Genomic DNA, 21285 nt, shown 5'->3' with positions numbered 1-21285 from the left:
TCTCGAGGTGAGGTGGGGGCTAGCGGTAGGTGGCCGTGGCGAGGTCCCCCACGGCGGCGTCTACGGCGGCGGTGATGTCGCGTACCGGCTCGTAGTGCTGCCCGGCGATGGCCTTCAAGCGAGCCGTCAGGGTGGTGATGTCGTCGTCGAGGTAGAGGTGGCTGGTAAGGCCGAGATCGGCGACGAGGCCGGCGAGAGCGGCGGTGTGGTTGTCGGGTTGTTCGCGGCCAGCCGCGAGGTAGCGCAGTCGGGAACGGGCCACGACGGCCCATTTGCTGTCGGTGGCGAGGTAGGTGTCGGCGCGCACGAGGCCGCCGAGGCGCCGTCGAGTGTGCTGTCGCAGGATCGCGCCGGCGACCAGGCCGGCACGGGTGCGGTCGTAGAGGTCGTCGGAGAATCCCCGCAACCACCCCCGCAGCGGTGGGTGAGTGTCGCGGATGGTGGCGGTCGCGGCGTCGGCGATCAGGTCCCCGGCCGGGCGGTCGATGTGCGGGTGGATCCGTTGGTGGCTGGCCGGGCGGGTGTCGTCGTTCGGGTCGACGGTCACCCGCCCGGCCAGGTACAGGTCGATCAGGACCGCGCCCGCGAGCCCGAGGGCGAGGGTCTGCCGGTGCACGTGGGGATGTCCGGTGTCGTCGTCGTGGCCGAGGAGGAACAGCTCATCGCGCAGCAGCAGGCGCGGGATCGACGCGGTCATCGGCGGGCTCCTACCGCAGCCCGGCGGTGAGCCGCCGCAGCCGCTCGTGTGCCCCGCCGTAGGCGGGTCCAGGGGCGGGGAGCAGGGTTTTGTCGATGGCGGCGAGGACGGTGTAGTTGGGGTCGCACACGTTGCCGATCGGCGCCCGCCCCGCCTGCGACACGAGCTGGTAGGCGTCCAGGGTTTCCAGGCCGGTCAGGGCGCTGACCCAGCCGACGAGGTCGTGCTGGGCGATGCGGTAGGCATCCTCAAGGGGCCTCGCGCACCCGATCGTCAGGATGTCCAGGTCGGTCTCCAACCGCGGCCACCGTGTGGACACGCCTTTGATGACGTCGATGGCGAGGGTGGTGGTCGTGGCGATCTCCACGCCGACGCCGCAGGCCTCGCCCTCGCCCTGGCGGGCGTGCCCGTCGCCGAGGGCCAGCATCGCCCCGTGGACGTTCACCCCGAGGTAGAGGGTGGTGCCGGCGCGCAGGTGCGGGGTGTCGAGGTTCCCGCCGTGGGTGTCGGGCACGAGTGTGGAGCGGGCTTCGAACGCGCCGGGGGCGACACCGATCGTGCCGATCATCGGGTCCAGCGGCAGGTCCACGCTGTGGTCGCTGCGGGTGGCCTCGAACCGTACGGTCCCGGCCTGCCGGTCGATGCCGTACACCCACACCCGCTCCTCCAATGGAGGCTGGAGGGTGGCGGTGTGGGAGGTGGACGTCAGTGCGCCGAAGTGCGGGAACGTCGACGACACACCCCAGTCCCGCGCGGGAACGATAGAGGCGAGGTGGACGGCGAGGGTATCGCCGGGCTCGGCGTCCTCGACGAAAAACGGCCCGGACACCGGATTGAGGTACGGCATGCGGCACACCTGCGACGGCAGGTCCGCCGGCCCCCGAACGAGACCACCAAAGCAGTCCTCCGTCACGACAGTGAACACGTCACCGCCGCGCACATGCGCCACCGGCATCCGACCGCCGAAGGTGTAGGCCAGCTCGTCTCGGGCGGGCCGGTAGGTGAACGGGATCATGCCGGTCACACCCGCTCCACGTGACGCGCCTGCGGCACCGCAGGCGCCAACCCCGACAGCGCAGGTCGGCGGCCGGACAGGTACAAGCCAGCCAGAACGACCATCCCGAGGGCGAGCCACGCCAAGCCAAGACGCTGTGCCGCGATGTTGGCGTTGACGACCACCCACACCAAGATGGCGAAGCCGACGGCGGGCATGACCAGGTGCGCCCACCAGTTCCCGCTGCGCTCCCGGATGAGGTGATGCACCACGACGGAGACGTGCAGGACCAGGAACGCGACCATCGCCCCGAAGTTGATCAGCGACGACAGCAGGGTGATCCCATCCGAGCGGGTCGCCATGTATAGGCCCAGTGCCAGGGACACCGCGCCGGTGAGCAGCGTGGCGTTGATTGGCACGTTGCGGCGGATCGACACCTTCGCCAGGAACGCCGGCAGCTGCCGGTCCCGGGCCATCGCGTACAGCAGCCGAGAGGTCGCGACTTGCGCGACCATCGAGTTCGGCAATCCCCACGCAATCGCCGTGGCCACGGCGCACACCGTCGCCAACCAACCCCCACCAGCCGCTGCGGCGGCGTCGTAGAAGGCAGTGCCGTTTGGATCGCCCTCCCCAAGAAGACTGCCGGGGTCGGGGACGAGCATCGCGGCCAGCCACGTCTGCGCGATGAACAGCACCCCGGCCAGGACCAAGACGGCCGCCATCGCGCGGCCGATCTGACGGGAACCACCCTTGGTCTCCTCGGCCAGCATGCTGATCCCGTCGAAGCCAAGAAAGGACAAGACCGCGAGCGACACCGCCCCCGCCACCAGAGACCAGGTGAACGTGTCGGAGTTGTAGAACGCCTCCCAACTGAACCGGCCCTTCCCGGTCGCGAGAGCCCAGCCCGCGACGGCCAAGAAGACCGCCAAGACGATCAACTCGCCGACCAGCATCACCCGGGTAACCACTGCGGTCATCCGGATCCCTACCGAGTTGACGACCGTGTTGACCGCGACGAACCCGAGCAGCCACAACCACACCGGCACCGACGGAACCGTGGCGTGCATCGCCACCGACGCCACCAGGTACAACAGCCCCGGCACGAGGACGTAGTCGAGGAGGATCACCCAGCCGGCGAGGAACCCGGCCGGCGGGCTGATGCCGCGCCCTGCGTAGTTGTAGACGCTGCCCGACATCGGGAACGCCTTCACCATCTGCGCGTACGAGAACGCCGTGAACACCAACGCCACCACACCGACCGCGTACGCCAGGGCCACCATCCCGCCCGAGCCGGCGTACACGCTGCCGAAGATCGCCATCGGCGCGATCGGCACCATGTACACCAGCCCGTAGGCGATCAAGTCGCGGAAGCGCAGCCTCCGGGCCAACTCCTGCCGGTAGCCATAGCGCGCCAATTCATCTTGCCCGTACATCAACACCTCCGCAGGATGCGAACGAGAGTTCTCCCGCATCGCGATATCGAATTGAAAGACTCGCCTCATGCCACGCGGTGCCGCCAAAAGATTGGCGGTTCGGTTACGTCCTCTCCCTTAGCCGCCGAGATGGGGCATGTAGCGGGGCACTCTTCGCTCGCACCGACGGGCTTGCACACGACTGATGCCGTGGAGGCTCGTCGGGGTGAGCCGACCTATCTGGATGACGCCAGACGATGGGCGAATACGTTTCGAGAGTCGCGCAGAGTTGTCCTCCAGCACAGCCCACCTTGGTGGGTCACCGTGAGAGCCCACGGTGCGTTCTCGGAGACCTCAGGCTTGCCGGCAACTTAGAAGCAGGGCGCAAGACGAACTCCTGCCATCCGCAACGGAGGGTTCGAAGCTGCCAGCTAATAGGGACAGGCTGGGAGGTAGCGGCCCAAGCCTTCTACTTAACCAATGACGGACGGATGCCCGTTGCAATGCGCAAACTGGCTAGACTTGATTCCACAGCGGCAAGAGCCGGTCAGAAGGGTGGCGTGCACGCCTCCAGCGACGGTCACCGGCGAGCGGTAGGAACGGAAGTATCCGCGGAACGGCTCGAATCATCGCCGAGCTCTTCGGTTAAAGGATCTGCCACTGACCGAGCTCTTGAGCGCCCTTCCGGAGGCCGGCGACGCGGCGGTGCACCTCGGCTGCCGCTTCGGTGCCCGGCCGGGACTTTCGAGCGTTGGTGGCGATCATCTGCAGCTCCCGGAGTTGACACAACTGCTCGAAGCCCTGCCACGAGCTGACATCCCAGCCGTAGGCCGCCGTGAAGTCGACGAAAGCCGCAGGGCCCGGTTGGGCAAACCGGCGACAGTGAACGGCAACGGTGGCCAGGTCCCACTCCCGGGGGCCGATGGCGGCGCCGTCCCAGTCCGCGAGCACCGGCGTGCCATCGAAGCGGCGCAGGGCGTTGCGAGTCTGGGGGTCGGACTGAATCAGGCTCATGCCGCGAGGGAAGTGCATCTCCGACCAGCGGGCCGCCAGTAACTCCAGGCGGTTCAGCAGTAGGTCGCGTTCCTCGACACTGATGATCGTCGAACGTTCCAGCGATCGGCGGATACTTTCGATCGGCTGGAGCTTGGGCAGGTTCACCGGCGGAGGAGGAAGGGCATGCAACTTGCTGAGCAGTTCACCGAGCTCAGCAGCGGTCACAGGTGAGTCGTGTGCCGGATTGAGCCGTTGCCAAATGGTCACGGCATGCTCGCCAACAAGCAAGGGCTGAGGCAGGCAGGGGCTCAAGCCAACAGTCGGGAAGCCGCGATCATCCAGCCACCGTACGACGGCCACCACGGTTCGGGTCCGTTCCAGGCCGATGTCCACGGGGGCGATCTTGACCACCACGTCACCAACCGCGTACACGGCGTTTGTGTGGTGTCGCAAGAGGCTGGCACCAGCGTCAGACATGTCCAGGCGACGACACACCTCGGCGAGCACCGGACGTGTTCGTGCTTCGACGAACATGTGGCTCCTACGGATCGAGCACGGGGGTTCCGCTAGCAAGCGTACGGCCGCGCTCGCGGCAAGCCCGCACGTAGTCAGTTAGCGCGGCAACCTCGCTGCCGCGGTGCCTTGCCGGGATGGCGGAGATCACGTCGGTAACCCTTGTAAGGACAATCTCGGCACGCTGCGCCTCGGGCAACGCCGCGACAGCGTCGAGTGCCGACACCGCTGCCTCTGCTGACCGGTGGTCTCGGACGAGGCACATCGACCGGTCCAGCGCGATGAGAGCGGGATCGATCGGCACAGAGGGCGAAGCCCCGTACAACCTCAGCGCCTCATCTTGGACTTGGATGGCTTGGCTGGTATCGCCGAGCCATGTACTCGCCCCAGAGAGATAGAACAACAGCCGCTTCCGCGGGAAGCGGAATGCCGTGTCACTGTCGTCATCGCCGACATGATCGAACAGCTTGCATGCCTCTGCGATCGCTGCTCGCGCCTCATCGGCCGCACCGAGACGGGCCAGCGCCCGCGCTCGTCCAGCCGCCGCGAGCGCACTGGAGGACGATGGCGCTGCGGATACGGCCAGTGCGGCCTCCGTCAGTGAGACCGTCTGCTGCGGGTCGCCGAAGTAGTAGGGCAACATGGCCGACTGGGCGCGGACCAGAACCCGTAACCGCGTCTCCGAGCTGTCGTCCGCCGCGTGGATGGCTGTCCGGTACCACATACGCGCTTCAACAACGTCCCCGAGTCGCATGAGCGCGTCGGCGCACATCGTGGCCAGCAGGGCTGCGATGCCGGAGAGCCGCGCCTGAACCGCGGCGGGTTGTCTGCGCCGGGAGAGGATTCGGATCTCGGTGCACTCGCCGACTAGCCGTGAAAGCATCACGGTAGGCGGCGCGGATGGATAGACCCGCATGTGTTCGCTGGCCGACTCCTCGATGAGATCCAGCTGCAGCGGCGCCACGCTCGACGACGCGAGGGCATCATCCAACTCGATGCGAAGTCGGGTGAGCGCACTGATAGGTGCTCTTGCCTCGTCGCCGGGTGACTCTCTGCGCCGGGGAGAGCTGGCTACCGTTCCGGTGCGTCGGTCGGCTAGTCGGCTTGCCCGCGCACTTGTCTCCCGGTCTTGACCCAGACCCATCACCGTGCGGGGGATCCGCAGTCCGACAGCGATCCGCTCGAGCACGTCGTACGCCGTCACCTGGCGCACGCCCTTGGCAATCTCGGCTGCACGGTTCGCGGATACGCCGACCAGACCCGCGATGACACCGTAGGAAATCCCACGAGCATGAAGAAACCGAAAAGTGGCAGCGATGTCCCGGCGTTCCAGGAACTCGCGGATCGGACGCCCCTCCCAGACTCCCGACACCCACCATGACGGATCGACCTGCCCGCGCACGAGCGCCTCCAGCCATACGACAACGAGCTTGGACAATATGATACGGATCGACGCCCTCGGCGAATAGTGGATCGTGGGGTTTCGTCAACAAGAACTCATCGCCCGCCAGTGTCCTCACGGGAGGCGGCCGTTTCAACCCCACCATGACCCCCCACCCTGGTGTCGACGCCAAGCCAAGAGCTTGGAAACCTAAGAAGCTCCAGTTGATAGGCAGCAAGGAGCGGCTTGACGAGAGGCGTGCGTTTTCTTGCTCAAGCGGCTTCCCGGGATACAGATTGAAGCTGCCCACGAAGCCCACCGCACTCTGCAAAGGGGATGGGGATGCTGCGAGATTTATCGCATCTTGAGGAGGTCGCGTCGGCGTGGAAAGTTAATGCCGAAGACGTCCTGCTGATCGCACTGAACAGCAGTGGGGCGAGGTCGTCGTTGACAAGACCGCGAATGCGGTTCAAACTGCGCCTCGACTCACGGCCAAGCGACCCGCTTTTTCTGATCCTATCCCTCGGTCGCGATAATTCTCCGTTTGAGTTGGACGAGCACGAGTTGCGACTTGGTGGCCAACGGGTCGGCCAGGTAGAGGGCATCGAGGATGACGACGCGGTGCTCGGCTACTGGCGCAATGGGAGGAAGATGCTGACCCTCAACTCCAATGCTCGGTCGCAATGTACCGGCTGCGTATTCTGTCCCAACACACTAGAGGATGCGTCGGACCCAAGGCTGCGGACACCTGACCTGAACGCCTACTTCGCCGCACTCACTACGGATTTTGGGATGCAGGATCTCTCGGCCGTCGACACCGTCACGGTCTGCACCGGCTGCTTTCTGTATGAGCACCTTGCGGTTGAGCACCTAGCTGACGTTCGCGCCGCGATGACGGATTACGGCTGCACCGGAACGCTGCACTTCCTTTCTAGTGTGCTGACCACCGACGGCGGCCTCGACCAAGCTGCGGAACTCGGACCGTTCCACCTGACGATGACTGCGGAATGCTTCACCAACCGACCATCCGTGTTGAAGGAATCCAAGGCCCGACTTGCTCCGGACGCAATGGTTGCAATACTCGCCGCAGCCATGAATCGAGGAATCACAACCGACTTCACCTACATCGTCGGGTTGGATACCCCGGCCGAGGCCGCCGAGGAACTGGCGAAGTTCATTCCGGCAACCAGCACCTTCCCGCGCTTCCAGACGTTCCAGGCGCACAACCCATTTATGGATGTATACCGAGCCCCCGGCTCGGACACTATTGAATGGCATCTGGACATGCGGCGTCGCGTCGAGCGGCTCTTCGTGGACACGCCAATGCGGCCACAGTGGTGGCAAAACTACCGCAGCCCATGGTGCTTCACCTTTGCCGGGGAAGAGCTTGCCGGGCCGAGGATCTGACGTGAATACCGTCGTGCGGGAAATTCGCGCTCACCAACTTGCAGGCCAGGACACACGCAGGCTCCGCGAGTTGGCGGAGCCGCTGTCATCGGTCATGGTTGAGCCCAAGGGTACCGGCTGGCCAGAGCACCAACGGCGCTATGCCTTGGAGTTGGTGGCCAATGGTGTTTCCGGTTGGTTCGGACCCGTCAGCGAAGTCGTGCTCACTCTCATCCGGGACAACCATGCCGCCGGACTAATTGGGCACGACGTCCTCGAACACAGAAATTTCCCGCGCAGGTCAATAGTCGGAAGGCATTGTTCCGGCGCCCACGCCCGGCAAGCCCAGTCGGTGCTGGAGCTTGCCTGCTGGGATCTCGCGTCACGGGCCACTGGCACTCCTGTCGGTGCACTTTTGGGTGGTGCCGCCCGGACGGCAGTGCCGGTCTACGCGTCGGCGCTCGGTCTGGACGTGCTCCATCCTGGGACGCCGGAAGCGGCCGAATGGATCGACGGTGCTGGTTTCTGGGGTCAGAAGTGGGCCTTGCCTGCGACCTTGATCGACCTTGGGCCGATGGCCGTCGATACCTGCCTGAGCCGCATCCGCGCCGCCGTGCCCGATGCAAGGATCATGGTGGACGGGCTCGGACAATGTCGCCTGGATCAGGCGTTGGCTGTACTCCCAGTACTGGTCGCCCTTCGGCTTACCTGGGCTGAGGAACTGGTCGAGGCGGGGAGCGCAGCATGGTTGTCGCTACGCAGCCGAGCTGCGGGCGGCGTCCCCATGGCAGCGGGAGAGCATGCCTATGACCCGGGCGAGCAAAGCCGCCTGCTGACGGATGGGCTCGTCGATATTTGGCAGCCCGATGTCGCTTGGTGCGGAGGGATAAGCAGGGCTCTCCACACCGCTCAGGTCGCGGCCGATCTCGGCGTGGCGACTTTCCCTCACGGAGGCAGTCTCGCGGCAGCGGTGGCGTTGGCAGGGGTCTGTACTGCACGAGCAGTGCCGGCGGTCGAGTACCACCTGACCATTGAGCCCTTGCGGCAGTGTGTCGTAGTAGACGCACTACGACCAATCAATGGAGAGTTGCTCGTCCGAAGCATCCCGGGTCTGGCCGAGTACGCAATGCCTGCCGGGGCACTCCCGATTTCCCTCGGAGCAGTGCAGTGACGGCCATCGGACCCTCGGTCCCTGACTCGCAGAGGACGCAGGTTATCGGGGACCTGCTCGTAGACGTGCGCGCGGTCTGCTTCGACCTAGGCGGAACGCTGGTTAAGATTCGATCGAACCCCACCACCGGTCTGATCGCCGCGAGGCTCGACATCAGCCTTGACGAGGCGCGCTGCCGAGTCGAGCGCAAGGCCAAACGCCAGCGACACAATCCTGCCGACTTAGCTCGCACGCTAGTGGACGACTTCGGACGCCCCGAACTGTTCAGCGTCATCGAGCAGCTGCTCACTACCGCACAGCGAAGTAGCCAGCGGCCCCCCTTATACCCAGATGTCGTCACGACCCTTCACGCCCTGCGGCGACGCGGATACCAGGTCTATGCCCTATCTAACGCCTTGGGGTCGTCAGCTCCGCCCGAGCCGCCGGTTTTCCACAGACTGTTCGACGCTGTCGTGACCTCCTACGACACGGGTTGGTGCAAACCCGAGCTGGAAGCTTTCAACAGTGTCAGATCCCGGACGAATCTGGAACCACACCAGTTTCTGCACGTCGGTGATTCACTCCGCGCGGACGTGAACGGCGCATTGGCCGCTGGCTGGCGTGCGGCTCTGCTGAGACGACCCGGTGCTCCTCGGAGTGCCTCCGAGCTTCCCCTCGGGGTGCCACAACTGCGCAGCCTCCCAATGCTGCTGCCCCTCCTGCCCGCTATCCCCTGACTCGCTGATAGGAGGCACAACCGGTGGACCAAATCGCTGCGGCCCACGAGGCGCTCCTCCCGTCAGTACCACTATTTGACCCCACGCAGCTGCCGCTGCGCGAGTGGTGCGCCGGCTCAAGGGAAGATCCGCTGACTGGCCTTATCGCATTCCCAGACTTCCATCACTATCTACCGCACCGCCTCGTGTCAACGCTGGCTCGCGGTGGCATCGTCGGCTTAGCAATTGGCGATGTGGACGGACTGAAGCAGCACGTCGAGGCCGCCAACACCAGCGACCCCGCGTCATTCGGGCATCTCGCTGGTAACCGTGTCATGGCGAGGCTTGGTCTTGAAGCCCGTACCTGGTTCCACCGCTTAAGCTGGAGCGAGGGTTGCGTGGCCACCTTCGGTGGCGACGAGGTCATCATCGCCGCAGCCATCGACGCACCACAGGACTTCGTTCTGGCGATTACTGAGCTTCGTGACCGGCTCGCCGCGACGCTGCCGGTACCCGTGTCGTTCGGCCTGATGATGGTTGGTGCCAGACACCTGCCGGCCGGACAGTCCGGAGAGACATGGCCACATCCGTTCACGGATACCCTTCTCGCCACCGTCGACCGCTGCTTGTTCGCGCACAAGGCGATGCGGCGAGCGAGATCCGCCGGCGGTGCCATCGTGGCCATCACTCAACCGCCCGAGCCAGATAACGCCCGCCGCCCGGCGGACCTGAGTACGCTGCCAGCGTTGCCCGCAGCCCAGGGCTCTCCCGCCTGTGCGGTCGCACGACTTACCGAGGTTTCCGGTCGTGCGGTGTTGCTCTTGCCGTACGCCGGTCCGCAGGGGCTGCGCGGAAGCCTCTACCGGGTTGCAATCAACGGCGGTAAGCCGACCACGCAGGTGGTCCTCTCTGTGCATGGTCAAGCAGCCCTCGCCGCAAGCCCCGACGACGACAGCAACGAAGTAGCCGTCACCCTTCAAGTGATCCACCCCTCGACTCCTGCCCAGGTACCGGATGATCTCGCCGCTGCGCTCACCGCCGCAGGCGGCACGTGGCATGCACTCCCCATGCATGAGCGGGGCCAGCTTCTGCACCTCATCCGTGAATCGGCCACTCCCGCGGTCCGGGCTCAACGGATCACCGCCGCCGTGGCCGCTGTCACCGTCCGCACTCGGACGTCGCCATGACCCGCCTAGCCGCACTGTCAAAGCTCTGGGGTGAGACGGCCGACAGGGCACAGGCTGCAGTGCCGGATAGTGCTGTCGAAGCACTGTGGCGGGCCCTGAACTATCTGTCAGCAGGCCAGCTGTACCTTGCTGCCAATGTACGACTGGACCATCCCCTGCAGCTCGCCCACGTCAAGCAACAGCCACGAGGCCATTGGGGCGTCTGCCCACCTGTCAACGCGATGCTCGCCCAGCTCGCACCCCTCGTGGCAAACCGGCTGCCCGGGACCGACCTGGTGGTCCTCCATGGAGCAGGGCATGCAGGCCCATCCGCGCTTGCTTACGCCTACCTCTCCGGCGCGCTCCGGATTGACGGATCAGCCAGGGCTTGGTCATGGCGGGCACTGACCAGACTTGTGACCGAGTTTCCTAACCCTGAAACGTTCGGCAGTGAAATCACTCCATTGATCCCGGGAGTCCGCTATACCGGTGGTCAGCTTGGGCCAGCGCTGGCCGTCGCCCAGGGCATGGCCCTCGACGCGCCCACCCGTCTCGTTGTTCCGCTGATAGGCGACGGCGAGTGTGAGACCGGTGCCACGGCAGCCGCGTGGCTCGCCCGGCGAGCCCTGGTAGGAACCGGCGAGCACGGCGCCGTCCTCCCAGTCGTCCTACTCAACGGGCTGCGGATGGGCGGTCCGTCTCTCCTCGCCGGAATGCACCCATCAGACCTAGAGGCATACCTCGTCGGTCTCGGCTATCAGCCGTTCATCAGCGACGGGTCAGACCCTGCCGCACTACGCCAGACAACCAGGGCAGCACTGCACTCTCTGCAACCGCTAGACGCCGATGGCACCCAGCCAATGATCGTTCTCACCATGCCTAAGGGCGCCACGGGTCCAACTTCCATCGGTGGACGCATGATCATGGGAACACCGCGGGTTCACAAGACTCCGCTCTCCGACCCGTACCGCGACTCGGAAGAATTCGCTGAACTGAAGAGCTGGCTCGGCAGCTACCGACCGCTCGAACTTTTCACGTCTGCGGGTGCACCAACCACTCTCGTCTGCCAGGCGTTGCCCACACATCCGGAACCCTCGGCCGCTGCGGCTAGCTCCCCATCAGTGCGACGGGCCACGCGAACCACCGACGTAAGTGCGGCTATCCGAGGCCGGGCGGCAGCGGGCGGTTTCCGACTGTTCAGTCCAGACGAATTGACATCGAATCGCTTGATCCTCGCCCAAGACGGCTTCATTCCGCCATGGGTCGTGGAAATTCTCAACGAGGAACTGTGTCACGCCTGGTCGCAGGGCTACACAGAATCCGGGCGAGACGCCCTGCTCGCCACCTACGAGGCGTTTGCGCCAATCAACATCAGTCTGTTGGCCCAGCAGCTCAAGCATCGTCGCCTACAACGCGCGTTGAGAACACCCATGCCGAGCATCAACTACCTCGTCACATCGCTCGGCTGGCGCAACACCTACACCCACCAGTATCCCGGTCTCACCGGCGCACTCCTAGATATGTCCGACCCCACTGTGCACATCTACTGCCCGGCAGACCGGGTAAGAGCCGGCACCACACTAGCCGGGATGCTCAGGAGTAAAAACCAAACCAACGTTCTTGTTGCCGACAAGCATTCGGGCATTGAACACCCCACCTCTACCATCAACGCCGAACTGGCGAACGGCCTCGCCGTATGGCCACACCTATCACACGCCGGTCGCCCTCACATAATCCTCGCCTCTGCCGGAGACATCGCGGCCGAACAGCTCAGCGTGGCCGTGAAGAGTCTCCGCCGTACCCACCAGCAACTTCGGGTCAGGTATCTGCACGTTCACGACCTCACCGTGCTCGGATCGCCCGTCGTACGGAGTGCTGGCCTCGACCGCGCCACCTTCACCGGACTGTTCAGCCCCGGCGTGCCTGTACTCATCGCCACCACCGGCCTGGCAAGCAGCATCCACGCGCTGCTGGGCGAGCGCACCGACAACAACAACGATCGATTCAACGTGGTCGGTTACCGGGACCCGGGACGGCCGACGTCCCCCGCGGCCCTGCTTCGCCACACTGGCATGGCCGCCGAAGACCTCACCCGACATGCTCTCGCCCTGGTCAAGGGAGGCCACCCATGACTTCTAACCGAGCCGGCGCTCCGCCTGATCCCGACGCCATCCAGGCTTTCCACCGGAGCGGCTATGCGATCATCCGTGACGCATTTACCGAGGCCGAAAGGCTGCAGCTACTCGGCGCAGCGAAAGACCTGCTTGCCTCTCCGGTCACCACAGGCCGTGACCGTGGCGCCGACGGCAAGGACGGCTTTCGGGGCATCGTCAACCTAGCCCCAGTCTTCCTTCCCCTGGTCACCAACTCGGTTGTACTGCCAACAGTCGTAGCACTCCTGAGCCCGAACATCCGGCTGCTGTCCAGCCACCTCATCGCACTACCATCCATGCCGGCCAGCGCCCCACGAAGCATCCGCACGCCAGAGCGGCCGGGTTGGCACCGCGACATGTACGGTGTCACCGGCGACCTCGGTGACAACAACACACCATTGATGGCGATCAAATGCGCCTATTTTCTGACCGACATCGACAGCGACACCGGCACCACAATGTTCCTGCCCGGCAGCCACCTCGCCACGCAGCCCGTCACCATCCCAGCTGGCCACATCGATCCGCCCGGCGCGACGACGCCACGGATCTCTCAACACGACGTTGTTCTCTTCGAGAACCGCACCTGGCACGCGGCCGGCCTCAACACCTCCGGTAAGCCACGCCTAGCCGTCATGATGCAGTACGGATATCGCTGGCTCGCGTCAGTCGATGACCCTCCCGCCGACCTCTTGGAGCGCACCGATCTCACGGCCATCGAACGGCAACTCCTCGGCGAGCCCGACCGTGCTGCGGACGGGTCACTCGCCAAAGGCAGCGGCGCTGCCGCAGTTCGCGCCTGGTGGCAAGACCTAAGCAACAGACCCGCTATTCGCTGAACGTCCACACAACCTGCGGCCGAAAAGGAGAACGTGACCAATGCCGAAGCAGCCCGACCAACTGTTCATCTCCACTGCGCCTTACTACGCCAAATATCGGCCCGGCTACGACCCCGCGATGTACGAGCATCTTCGCCTGCGCTTCAGCCTTGACGGCACTCAGCGCGTCTTGGACCTGGGGACCGGCACGGGCACGATCGCGCTGCCGCTCGCGGCGCTTGTCGGCGAGGTCATTGCCGTCGACCCGGAAGCCGGCATGCTGGAGGAGGGCCGTGCACTCGCCGAAGCGCAGCGCATTGACAACGTCACCTGGCTGCTCGGCGACTCCACAACCCTGCCCGCGATGAACATCGGCCCAGTCCTGCTCACCGTCATGGGCGCGTCATTTCACTGGACCGACCGGCACCAGACCCTGCGCGACCTCGAGAAGATCATCGAGCCCGCCGGCGCCGTCGTCCTCGCCTCCGGTGGCGCACCGGGCGACATCGAACCGGCCCCCTGGACCGATGTCATCACCGAGGTACGAACCCGCTACCTCGGTCCCGGCCGGCGTGCCGGTAGCGGTGCTTACCAGCACCCCACAGAACGCCACCAAGATGTCCTCGCCCGGTCAACGTTCCGGCATCTCGAGATCCACACCTGGGATCGCACCGTTACGCGGACCCTCGACGAGGTCATTGGGCTTCAGTTCTCCTACTCCTACAGCAGCCCAGCCCAACTAGGACCAGATAAGGCGGCATTCGAAGCCGACCTTCGAGACGCCCTCATCAAGTACAGCCCCACCGGCTTGTTCGATGAACTCGTCCGCACCGAGGTCATCATCGGCACCAGGACCCAGGGGTAGCCCGAGGCTACGGAGCGAGGGTCGACCGCTTGTTGCGCGAGAGCCTCGAAACGAGATCCACTTTCACCGCCAGCTATGTCGAGGTTCCACCGCCGATCCACGTCATGACTGGGGCCGAGTTCTTCGACTGCCGATGTCTGGTGGGCCTCCCGGATAGCCCGGTAGTTTCGGCTGCCGGACATCATCACCGCCTTCGATTGGGGAGCCGACCACGTGTCGCACATCGAAAAGATCACCGCTGAGCTCCGGGCTTTGGCGGCAGGCGTCGAGCGCGCGCATGGGTTGGCAGCCGCGGCCGACGGCCAGGCACAGGAGGTGGCCCTGCGAGCCGCAGGCGCTGGCTTCGCCGCGGTGGCGGTGGGCGTAACGCGAGTGCGGAGTGCGATCACCGATATTCAAGGCGGCCTGGGCAGCCTCGGCGGTTCGATCGGCGAGGCAACGAAGGCAACCGCGGCCGTTCCACACGGGGCAACCCCACAAGAAACGATCGCCGGACTGACACCCGTCCACGCGGCGGTAGACAGCACCCGAGACGCGACGGCAGCGACTATCGCTCAGGTTGGTGAGGCACAGCGGCTCGTCACCATGATCCTGCAGGGCGGGCAGCCCGGACCCCTGCTACAGGCGCTGGAAAGCATCAAGCAGGTCCTGGTACTCGTAGTCCAGCGCACCAGCACCACTCGGCAACTCATCGAAGCCGCGATCACCGAAGCACGGCAGATCGGGTCCTCGGGAAACTGATCAGGGCTGGCAGTCCCAGACCGGCCAGCCCGCCCCCTCTTGCCACCACCAATCCGAACCCGCCGCCTCCCGCCTCCGGCGGCGACGCCTCCGGTGACCGCAACCCCACGCCGTGGAGCCGGCACCCAACCGGCGTCCTCGGCGGATCGCCCACCGGGCCCCGAACCAAAATCCCGCCACGGGCGGATCACAGGGTGCAGCGTGCGTTGGAGTTGGAGAACGCGTGTGCCGACACGGTCGCTGGCAAGGGTTACCGCTTGCACCAGAACCCGACCAGGCAGGAGATCGCCGAGGCGCGGCGGAACACGGGCGACGGCGGGAAGCCGGACAAGGAACCGGATTACCTGATCGAAGGCCATGTCTTCGACTGCTACTCGCCAACTCCCGCGAAAGCCACGCGCGGCGTGTGGACGGAAGTGTCGGGGAAGGTGGCCAGCCAGCAGACCCAACGGATCATGCTCAACCTGCAGGACTGGCGTGGCGACCTCGGCGCCCTGCAGAAGCAGTTCGACGATTGGCCCATCCACCACCTCAAAGAACTCACGGCGCTGACCCGCAGCGGTGAGATCATTCAGATCGTCCGACGAGACTGAGAAGGCAGGCAGCACGTGGGTATCGAGTACCGACTGACGCTGGCGGGTGACATCCCGCTGGAACATGTGGCCGAGATCGCGGCTCCTGGGAACGTCGAGGAGTCAACTCTGCCCGGATACCCCCGACTACTCGGCGCTGACCTCGGTGAGGAGTCCGGCTACACCGTCAGCGTCTATGCGGGTAGGAACGGTTATTACGACGCCGAGGACGACGACGGCTCCCAATGGGAATGGGAACCAGACACGTACGTCAACATCGTCTTCCACATGCTCAAGGACGACACGTCCGGCAGGGCGGTCCCCGACATGGTCGCGGCCGTCGACCGGCTGCTCGCCAGCAGGCCGGAGGACGCGGCACTGACACTGAACGGTAACTGGCTGCTACTGACCCGAGTCGCAGGAGCCCTTCGAAGGCACCGACCGTCGTGGTGGAAAAACTATGGCCTCGACCATCGTCGGGCCTGAGTAGAAGCCCGTGAGTTGGGATGCCCGCCCCAGGGCGTAGTGGGATGCCACGCACCGATGAACGTGCCTGCCCCGCAGGACCGCATAGCTCGTCTCCGCGACACGCTTGAATCCATCCAGGCAGCGCTCCGGAGGAACCCAGCCGTGATTCGTCGATACTCCTCCGCCGGCGCCGTCGTCACGACCAACGACCTGGGCGCTCCTTCGATCCTGCTTCTCGATCAGGTCCGGGGTAACGGCGAACGACAGACCGTAGCCCCGAAGGGTCGCCTCGAGCCGAGCGAGGCGCCGTTGCAGGCAGCCGTGCGGGAAGTAGCCGAGGAGACCGGCCTGACCCGTACTCAGTACGGCGCGTACCTCGGACAGGAGAAGTACGTCTTCACCGACAATGACGGCTCGCCTGCGGCGAAGACCGTTGACTGGTTCCTCTTCACCACCGCGACCACCGCCGCAACGCCTGCCAGAGACGAGGGCTTCGTCGAAGCTCGTTGGCTTGACGCCTCCGCCGCCCGACGAGCGGCCACTCATGTTGAGTTTCAGCGGATCCTGGACCGCGCCCTCGCCATCATCGCTTGGCGTTCGGCAGGGCCACTCCCATTCAGTCGCAGCCTCAGCCAACTCGTTACTGAGGTGGCAACGGAGGCTCAGGCCGCCATCGTCGGGCATCCGGAAGCGGGCGTAGGACTATGCGGATCGGCCGCCCGCGGCGATTTCATCGACGGCTGGAGCGACGTCGACTTCGTCGCCTGGAATCTCCCCGCGACCTCGCGAACAGCAACCAAGATTAACGATATCGTGGCCGAAGCCTCCAAGCCTCACGGCATACGAGCCTCGCTGCATCTCGCCGGCGTACACGCTGGCACCGTCCGCAGCCTCGGTGCTCTGCACGACATGACGATGCGGGTGGTGCGGGACCGCGTCGGCCTCGACACCGCCGTGATCGCAGGCGCGGGCCCGACGCACACCACAACTCCAGCAGCAACCAAGCTTGTTGAGGACATCGGCGTGCTCCACGACATCGCCGTGAGTGGCCTCAGCGCCAGATACGACAGCAGTACCCAACGCGAGGACGCCGCCCGCCACGTTCTGTCCGTGCTCTCATGCGCAGCTCGGCTCCTAGTCATTCAGCGGCAGCCGAACGCACCCCTGCGGCTCCCCGAGGTGGCCGAAGCTCTCCGTCACTGGCCGGGCAAGCAGCTCACGAACCTGCTGTGCGACTACGACGCATTCCGCCAAACCGGGACGCGCACCCTCAACCAGGCGGAACAACTCGCCGCACGTGTACCGGCAGCACTCATCGAAGCCGCCGACGACCACCGCGAACCCGCACGGTCCGCGACGAACACGGGCATCTGCGGCGGACCGGCATGAGTCAGCGAAGGCACGCCAAGGTGTCGCCGCAGCCCCAATGGGCCGCACCGCTGACAGCCCTGGCCAAAGCCCGTACGGCCTGGCTCGCCGCCACCGTCGACGTGCTGCACCAGCGACGATTTGTGAACGCGGCGTGGCTCGTGGGATCTCTTGGTCAAGGCAACCCTGACCCGTACAGCGACGTCGACCTCGTCGTAGCGGTCGACGACGCCACACCGCCGAGCGTGTTGGTTGATCCCGGTCGCCGGCCTGCGGTTGCCGGGGTCGGTGCTCTTCACCATCGGTAAGCCCCGCAACGCACCCGCCGACGGCGGTTACCTGACCGCGTGCGTCGAACTAGCCACCCTGCCGGTGCTGGTCGACCTTTACCTATGGCCCAAAGCCACCGCCGCCTTACCCGCCAACGGTCGGCTCCTACTCCACCGCACGCCACCACCGCCGCGCACCGACCTGGCGTTCATGCAGCTACTGGACCGGCACCGCACCTCGGACACCACCGGCGCGGACCCGAACAACCCGACCAGCGTCCTACTGCTGGTGCAGTTGGCCGCCAAGTATCTCGCCCGCGGCGACCAACCAAGCCATGCCGCCATCACTCGGCACCTGGGCCTTCCATCCGGCGCCGACACCTTCACACTGCGGCAGATCCTCGGCGAGCGCATCGAGCCGACCGCCCACCGAACCCTGCGCCCCGCCATCACTGCGGCCCACCGCTTGCTCGACCTTGTCGACACCGTCATCGGCGACGCGCTGCCGAGGGAAGACGCCCCTGAGATGGGGCGTCGGGGCGGTTCGTGACGATCGAAGGACCCGACGGACAAATATGGGCGTAGGTTCGCCACCATGTCCGATCTGCCGCTCGCGTCCGCGTTCACGGTCTTTAGCGACCAAGACTCGGGATGCCTGTCCTACGGCGTCGAGAATGGCGGGCGCCGCTGGTTCGTCAAGAAGGCCACCACCGCGCCGGCCCGCCTCTCACTGATCCGGGCCACACAATTCCACGCCGCGGTCCAGCACCCAGCGATCGTCCGCCCCGAGCAGATCCTCAACAGCCCTGACGGGCCAGTGCTGATCTACCCCTGGCAGGACGGGTCAATACTCAACGACGCCACCACGTACGGCTCGGACCGAGCCGCACTTACCCGGTTCCAACAGCTGCCCCTCCCCGACGTCAAGGCGGCGATCACCAGGATCCTCGACGCGCACGAGGCCGTCGCAGCGGCTGGCCACGTCGCGGTCGACCTATACGACGGCTGCTTCCTTTACGACTTCGACGCTCGACAGATGTGGCTGATCGACCTGGACGAGTACCGGCCCGGCCCCGTCCTCGACGCCGACCGCCTGCCCGGATCCCGCCGCTACATGGCCCCGGAAGAGTTCGTCCGCGGTGCCGTCATCGACCAGCGGACCACCGTGTACACCCTCGGCCGCACCATCTGGCACCTGCTCGACTCCCCACACGGCTGGCGAGGCACCCCGGCCCAGGCTCGGCTTGCGACCCACGCCACCCGCGCGGCACCCGGAGATCGACACCCCGACGTGGCCCACCTGGTCACCGCGTGGCGAGCCACCCTCACGACGTCAGACACACCTGCTCGACTGTGACCCCCTGTCCGCCGACGCCGAAGCGTGTCCGTCGTGGAACTCGTAGGCGCCGGGGGTCCCGGCCGTGACTGGCAGGAACCCAGGGGGTGTTCGAGCGGTCAGGCCGCCTGGTGCGAGTTGATGCAGGCGTTTGTGACGGTCATGGTCCACACCTCGGGGTGGGTGATCCAAAAGTCATGCGGCACACCAGGCACGGTGGAGAACCGTCCGTGCGGGACGAGCTCAGCAAGCTGCGCCAGAGGCCAAGACGGGCGGATGTCGTCGCCGGCGGCGATGAAGTGCATCGGTACCCGGCAGGAGGCCAGCCCGCGCCACAGATCGGGCCGATGAATCCACTCGGTGAACGAATCGCCGAGAGCCGCATGGACCTCGGGCACCCAGTCAATGTCTACGACGGGCTCCACGGCCTTACCGGCCTCGTACGCCTCGGACCACGTGCGGTCACGCTGGGGACCCCTACCGGCGATACCGACCACCGCGGCCACCCCCTCAGGATGCTCGACCGCATACCGCACCGCCAGATCACAGCCCCACGAGTGACCTACCACGATCCAGGTGGCGACACCGACCTCAGCACGAATGTCTTCAAGATCCTTGATTGCTTCTTCCATGGTGTGCGGATCACCGCTCGACCGACCGACTCCGCGCGGCTCGGGGTACCAGGCGCGGTGACCCAGCGGCGAGATCTCGTCGCGCTCCAGATACTGCACACAACCGGGACCGCCAGTCAGGACGACAACATCAGGCCCGTGTCCAGTCACCCCCACGTGCAACGCGGCAGTTCCCACCTGAATCGTCCGAGACTCCACGTCCCCGAACGCTACCAACCGCAGTCATCTGCGCATGCCGCGATGCGCGCGGCGGCTTGGAGCCAGCTCGTTTCGCGTCACGGGCCCTCAATGGGAAGAATTGAGAATGTGGAGGGTGATCGCGGAACGGGCAGCGATGTCATCCCGGGTCCTCGCCCTGATCGCGTCATCTTCGAGTGTGACGGGGTGCTTGGCGAATCCGCGAAGTGCCGGACGATGACCGGCGCGAGACCGCCATGGCGGTAGGGGATGGCGGTCAGGCCGCCCAGCGGCGGACGGGGATCCGCCGGGGGGCTTCCCGATGGTGGATGCTCCCACGTGGGCCTCGTCGACGATGACCGGCCCGCACGCGCCTAACCGCTGTCCGGCGCCCTTCGAACGGGCTGATTGGCCCTGCTCACGAAGCTTCAGGGCGTCAGTGGTCCCGTCCGCGTGCGTGAGCACGAGATCCGGCGTGACGCGGACGGTCAGGTCGGGTGGTGGCGTGCCATCGGGCGGTGCCCGGAGTACGAGCACGGTGTCCGCCCGGGACTCGATGAACGACAGCCACCCGCGGGCGAGGTCGATGTATTGGCCGCCAACCTGCGCCCGGCAGTTCTGGATGGCGCTGTTCATCGCCGCCTCGTCCTGCCCGGTGCGGCGCCCGACCTGAACCGCGCGCCGCATCTGCCGGTACGGGTCCTTGGCCGGGGAGTCCGCGTCGTCGAAGCTACGGACCAGCGCGAAGCGCTGCGTCCCTCATGCCCGTGACTGTATCGCGAACCCCCGAGGGCGTTACGAAGGCGCGGACGCGGGTTCTGTTACAGATCTGACCTGGGGGAACGGGGTGCGCGCCCGGGTGTATCACGAGCGTTCGTTTCCGGACGGCATGGTGTGAGTACAAGGAAATAAGAGTTGCAACCACATACCTAAGAGCGTAATCTTCTGCTGGTCGACCACAGCCAGATGGCCGTGAACTCATTTGGAGATGCGATGATCGTAGTTCACGTCAACAAGACCTGGCCGTTGGTCCAGGAAGGCCGCATGACCCAGGACGACGCCGTGCTGGGGTTTTGGCCGATCGCGGACGAGAAGCTGAAGTTCTGCGATGTTCTCGCGGCCGTCTTCGAGAACAAAGTGGTGGCGACGTACGACATCACCGGGCACAGCAGGGGTGCCGACAAGAAGGTCACCTTCGCCGGGTCGCCCTCGACCACCTGGGCGCACCTGATCGACCAGCCCACCCCTGCCGCCCCGTGGGGGCGGCAGGGGGACGCCTGGCCGGTGAAGTACGTCGAGACCGCCGTAGTCGCCGGCGGCGACGTGCCGGTCGAGAAGACCGACTCGGGCAGCCGCGCTGTGCTCGACGACGTGGTGATGATCCTGGGCGAGGACCAGCACATCACGGTCGTGGTCCCCGCCGGCCGCTCGATCACGATCCAGACGGCCAAGGCTGCCTGAGCGGATTCGCTCTCACC

Annotated in this window: 22 protein-coding genes; 15 read left to right on the top strand and 7 right to left on the bottom strand. The window is 65.7% G+C overall.

Annotated elements, in window-relative coordinates:
* Positions 1 to 19: 19 nt before the first annotated feature.
* The 5 genes from ABZ780_RS05250 to ABZ780_RS05230 form a co-directional block, all read right to left on the bottom strand.
* The gene (locus ABZ780_RS05250) at positions 20 to 697 is read right to left on the bottom strand and encodes a GPP34 family phosphoprotein (protein WP_357484377.1); all 678 of its coding nucleotides are present in this window, start codon (positions 695 to 697) and stop codon (positions 20 to 22) included.
* Between the two features lie 10 nt (positions 698 to 707).
* Entirely contained in the window at positions 708 to 1712 is a 1005-nt protein-coding gene (locus tag ABZ780_RS05245) for an acetamidase/formamidase family protein (protein WP_357485304.1), read from the bottom strand.
* 5 nt (positions 1713 to 1717) lie between these two features.
* Positions 1718 to 3124, bottom strand: coding sequence for an APC family permease (locus tag ABZ780_RS05240; RefSeq protein WP_357484374.1), 1407 nt, complete (start codon positions 3122 to 3124; stop codon positions 1718 to 1720).
* Positions 3125 to 3748: 624 nt separating this feature from the next.
* The gene (locus ABZ780_RS05235) at positions 3749 to 4633 is read right to left on the bottom strand and encodes a phosphotransferase (protein WP_357484371.1); all 885 of its coding nucleotides are present in this window, start codon (positions 4631 to 4633) and stop codon (positions 3749 to 3751) included.
* A gap of 7 nt (positions 4634 to 4640) precedes the next feature.
* Positions 4641 to 6050: a hypothetical protein gene (locus tag ABZ780_RS05230; protein ID WP_357484368.1), complete on the bottom strand. Its 1410-nt coding sequence runs from the start codon at positions 6048 to 6050 to the stop codon at positions 4641 to 4643.
* Positions 6051 to 6329: 279 nt separating this feature from the next.
* Between ABZ780_RS05230 and ABZ780_RS05225 the strand changes: the two genes are divergently transcribed.
* The 14 genes from ABZ780_RS05225 (at position 6330) to ABZ780_RS05160 (ending at position 19019) form a co-directional block, all read left to right on the top strand.
* Positions 6330 to 7400 carry a hypothetical protein gene (locus tag ABZ780_RS05225; protein WP_272614709.1) on the top strand — a complete coding sequence of 357 codons (1071 nt, stop codon included), beginning with the start codon at positions 6330 to 6332 and terminating at the stop codon, positions 7398 to 7400.
* Between the two features lies 1 nt (position 7401).
* The gene (locus ABZ780_RS05220; protein WP_357484364.1) at positions 7402 to 8550 is read left to right on the top strand and encodes an enolase C-terminal domain-like protein; all 1149 of its coding nucleotides are present in this window, start codon (positions 7402 to 7404) and stop codon (positions 8548 to 8550) included.
* On the top strand, positions 8547 to 9266 hold the full coding sequence (locus ABZ780_RS05215; protein WP_357484361.1) for an HAD family hydrolase: 720 nt from the start codon (positions 8547 to 8549) through the stop codon (positions 9264 to 9266). The genes ABZ780_RS05220 and ABZ780_RS05215 overlap by 4 nt, the downstream gene beginning before the upstream one ends.
* Before the next feature lie 23 nt (positions 9267 to 9289).
* Entirely contained in the window at positions 9290 to 10432 is a 1143-nt protein-coding gene (locus ABZ780_RS05210; RefSeq protein ID WP_272614707.1) for a hypothetical protein, read from the top strand.
* On the top strand, positions 10429 to 12543 hold the full coding sequence (locus ABZ780_RS05205; protein ID WP_357484358.1) for a hypothetical protein: 2115 nt from the start codon (positions 10429 to 10431) through the stop codon (positions 12541 to 12543). The genes ABZ780_RS05210 and ABZ780_RS05205 overlap by 4 nt, the downstream gene beginning before the upstream one ends.
* On the top strand, positions 12540 to 13400 hold the full coding sequence (locus tag ABZ780_RS05200; RefSeq protein WP_357484355.1) for a phytanoyl-CoA dioxygenase family protein: 861 nt from the start codon (positions 12540 to 12542) through the stop codon (positions 13398 to 13400). Before ABZ780_RS05205 ends, ABZ780_RS05200 begins: the two co-directional genes overlap by 4 nt.
* 40 nt (positions 13401 to 13440) lie before the next feature.
* Positions 13441 to 14244 carry a class I SAM-dependent methyltransferase gene (locus ABZ780_RS05195; RefSeq protein WP_357484352.1) on the top strand — a complete coding sequence of 268 codons (804 nt, stop codon included), beginning with the start codon at positions 13441 to 13443 and terminating at the stop codon, positions 14242 to 14244.
* Positions 14245 to 14457: 213 nt separating this feature from the next.
* Positions 14458 to 14985, top strand: a complete 528-nt coding sequence (locus ABZ780_RS05190) for a DUF6244 family protein (RefSeq protein WP_357484348.1) — start codon at positions 14458 to 14460, stop codon at positions 14983 to 14985.
* 194 nt (positions 14986 to 15179) lie between these two features.
* Positions 15180 to 15578 (top strand): hypothetical protein, encoded by a 399-nt coding sequence (locus ABZ780_RS05185; RefSeq protein WP_357484345.1) that lies wholly within the window; start codon positions 15180 to 15182, stop codon positions 15576 to 15578.
* 15 nt (positions 15579 to 15593) lie between these two features.
* Positions 15594 to 16043, top strand: a complete 450-nt coding sequence (locus tag ABZ780_RS05180; RefSeq protein WP_357484342.1) for a SitI3 family protein — start codon at positions 15594 to 15596, stop codon at positions 16041 to 16043.
* Positions 16044 to 16187: 144 nt separating this feature from the next.
* Positions 16188 to 17414, top strand: coding sequence for an NUDIX domain-containing protein (locus ABZ780_RS05175; RefSeq protein ID WP_357484339.1), 1227 nt, complete (start codon positions 16188 to 16190; stop codon positions 17412 to 17414).
* Positions 17411 to 17701: a nucleotidyltransferase domain-containing protein gene (locus tag ABZ780_RS05170; RefSeq protein WP_357484336.1), complete on the top strand. Its 291-nt coding sequence runs from the start codon at positions 17411 to 17413 to the stop codon at positions 17699 to 17701. Before ABZ780_RS05175 ends, ABZ780_RS05170 begins: the two co-directional genes overlap by 4 nt.
* On the top strand, positions 17646 to 18212 hold the full coding sequence (locus tag ABZ780_RS05165; protein WP_357485341.1) for a hypothetical protein: 567 nt from the start codon (positions 17646 to 17648) through the stop codon (positions 18210 to 18212). The genes ABZ780_RS05170 and ABZ780_RS05165 overlap by 56 nt, the downstream gene beginning before the upstream one ends.
* 45 nt (positions 18213 to 18257) lie before the next feature.
* Complete coding sequence (locus tag ABZ780_RS05160) at positions 18258 to 19019, top strand: serine/threonine protein kinase (protein ID WP_357484333.1); 762 nt, start codon at positions 18258 to 18260, stop codon at positions 19017 to 19019.
* Positions 19020 to 19117: 98 nt separating this feature from the next.
* Here ABZ780_RS05160 and ABZ780_RS05155 read toward each other — a convergent pair whose 3' ends face one another.
* Positions 19118 to 19780, bottom strand: a complete 663-nt coding sequence (locus ABZ780_RS05155; protein ID WP_357485302.1) for an alpha/beta hydrolase — start codon at positions 19778 to 19780, stop codon at positions 19118 to 19120.
* A gap of 135 nt (positions 19781 to 19915) precedes the next feature.
* Positions 19916 to 20494 carry a hypothetical protein gene (locus ABZ780_RS05150; RefSeq protein WP_357484330.1) on the bottom strand — a complete coding sequence of 193 codons (579 nt, stop codon included), beginning with the start codon at positions 20492 to 20494 and terminating at the stop codon, positions 19916 to 19918.
* 357 nt (positions 20495 to 20851) lie between these two features.
* On the opposite strand from ABZ780_RS05150, the gene ABZ780_RS05145 reads away from it, so the two are divergent.
* On the top strand, positions 20852 to 21268 hold the full coding sequence (locus tag ABZ780_RS05145) for a hypothetical protein (protein ID WP_354943643.1): 417 nt from the start codon (positions 20852 to 20854) through the stop codon (positions 21266 to 21268).
* Positions 21269 to 21285: the final 17 nt, after the last annotated feature.

This window comes from Micromonospora sp. NPDC047467 (genome assembly GCF_040643095.1).
Taxonomy (GTDB): domain Bacteria; phylum Actinomycetota; class Actinomycetes; order Mycobacteriales; family Micromonosporaceae; genus Micromonospora.
Note: the sequence above shows the minus strand (reverse complement) of the source record. Positions and strands in the feature narration are given on the sequence as shown.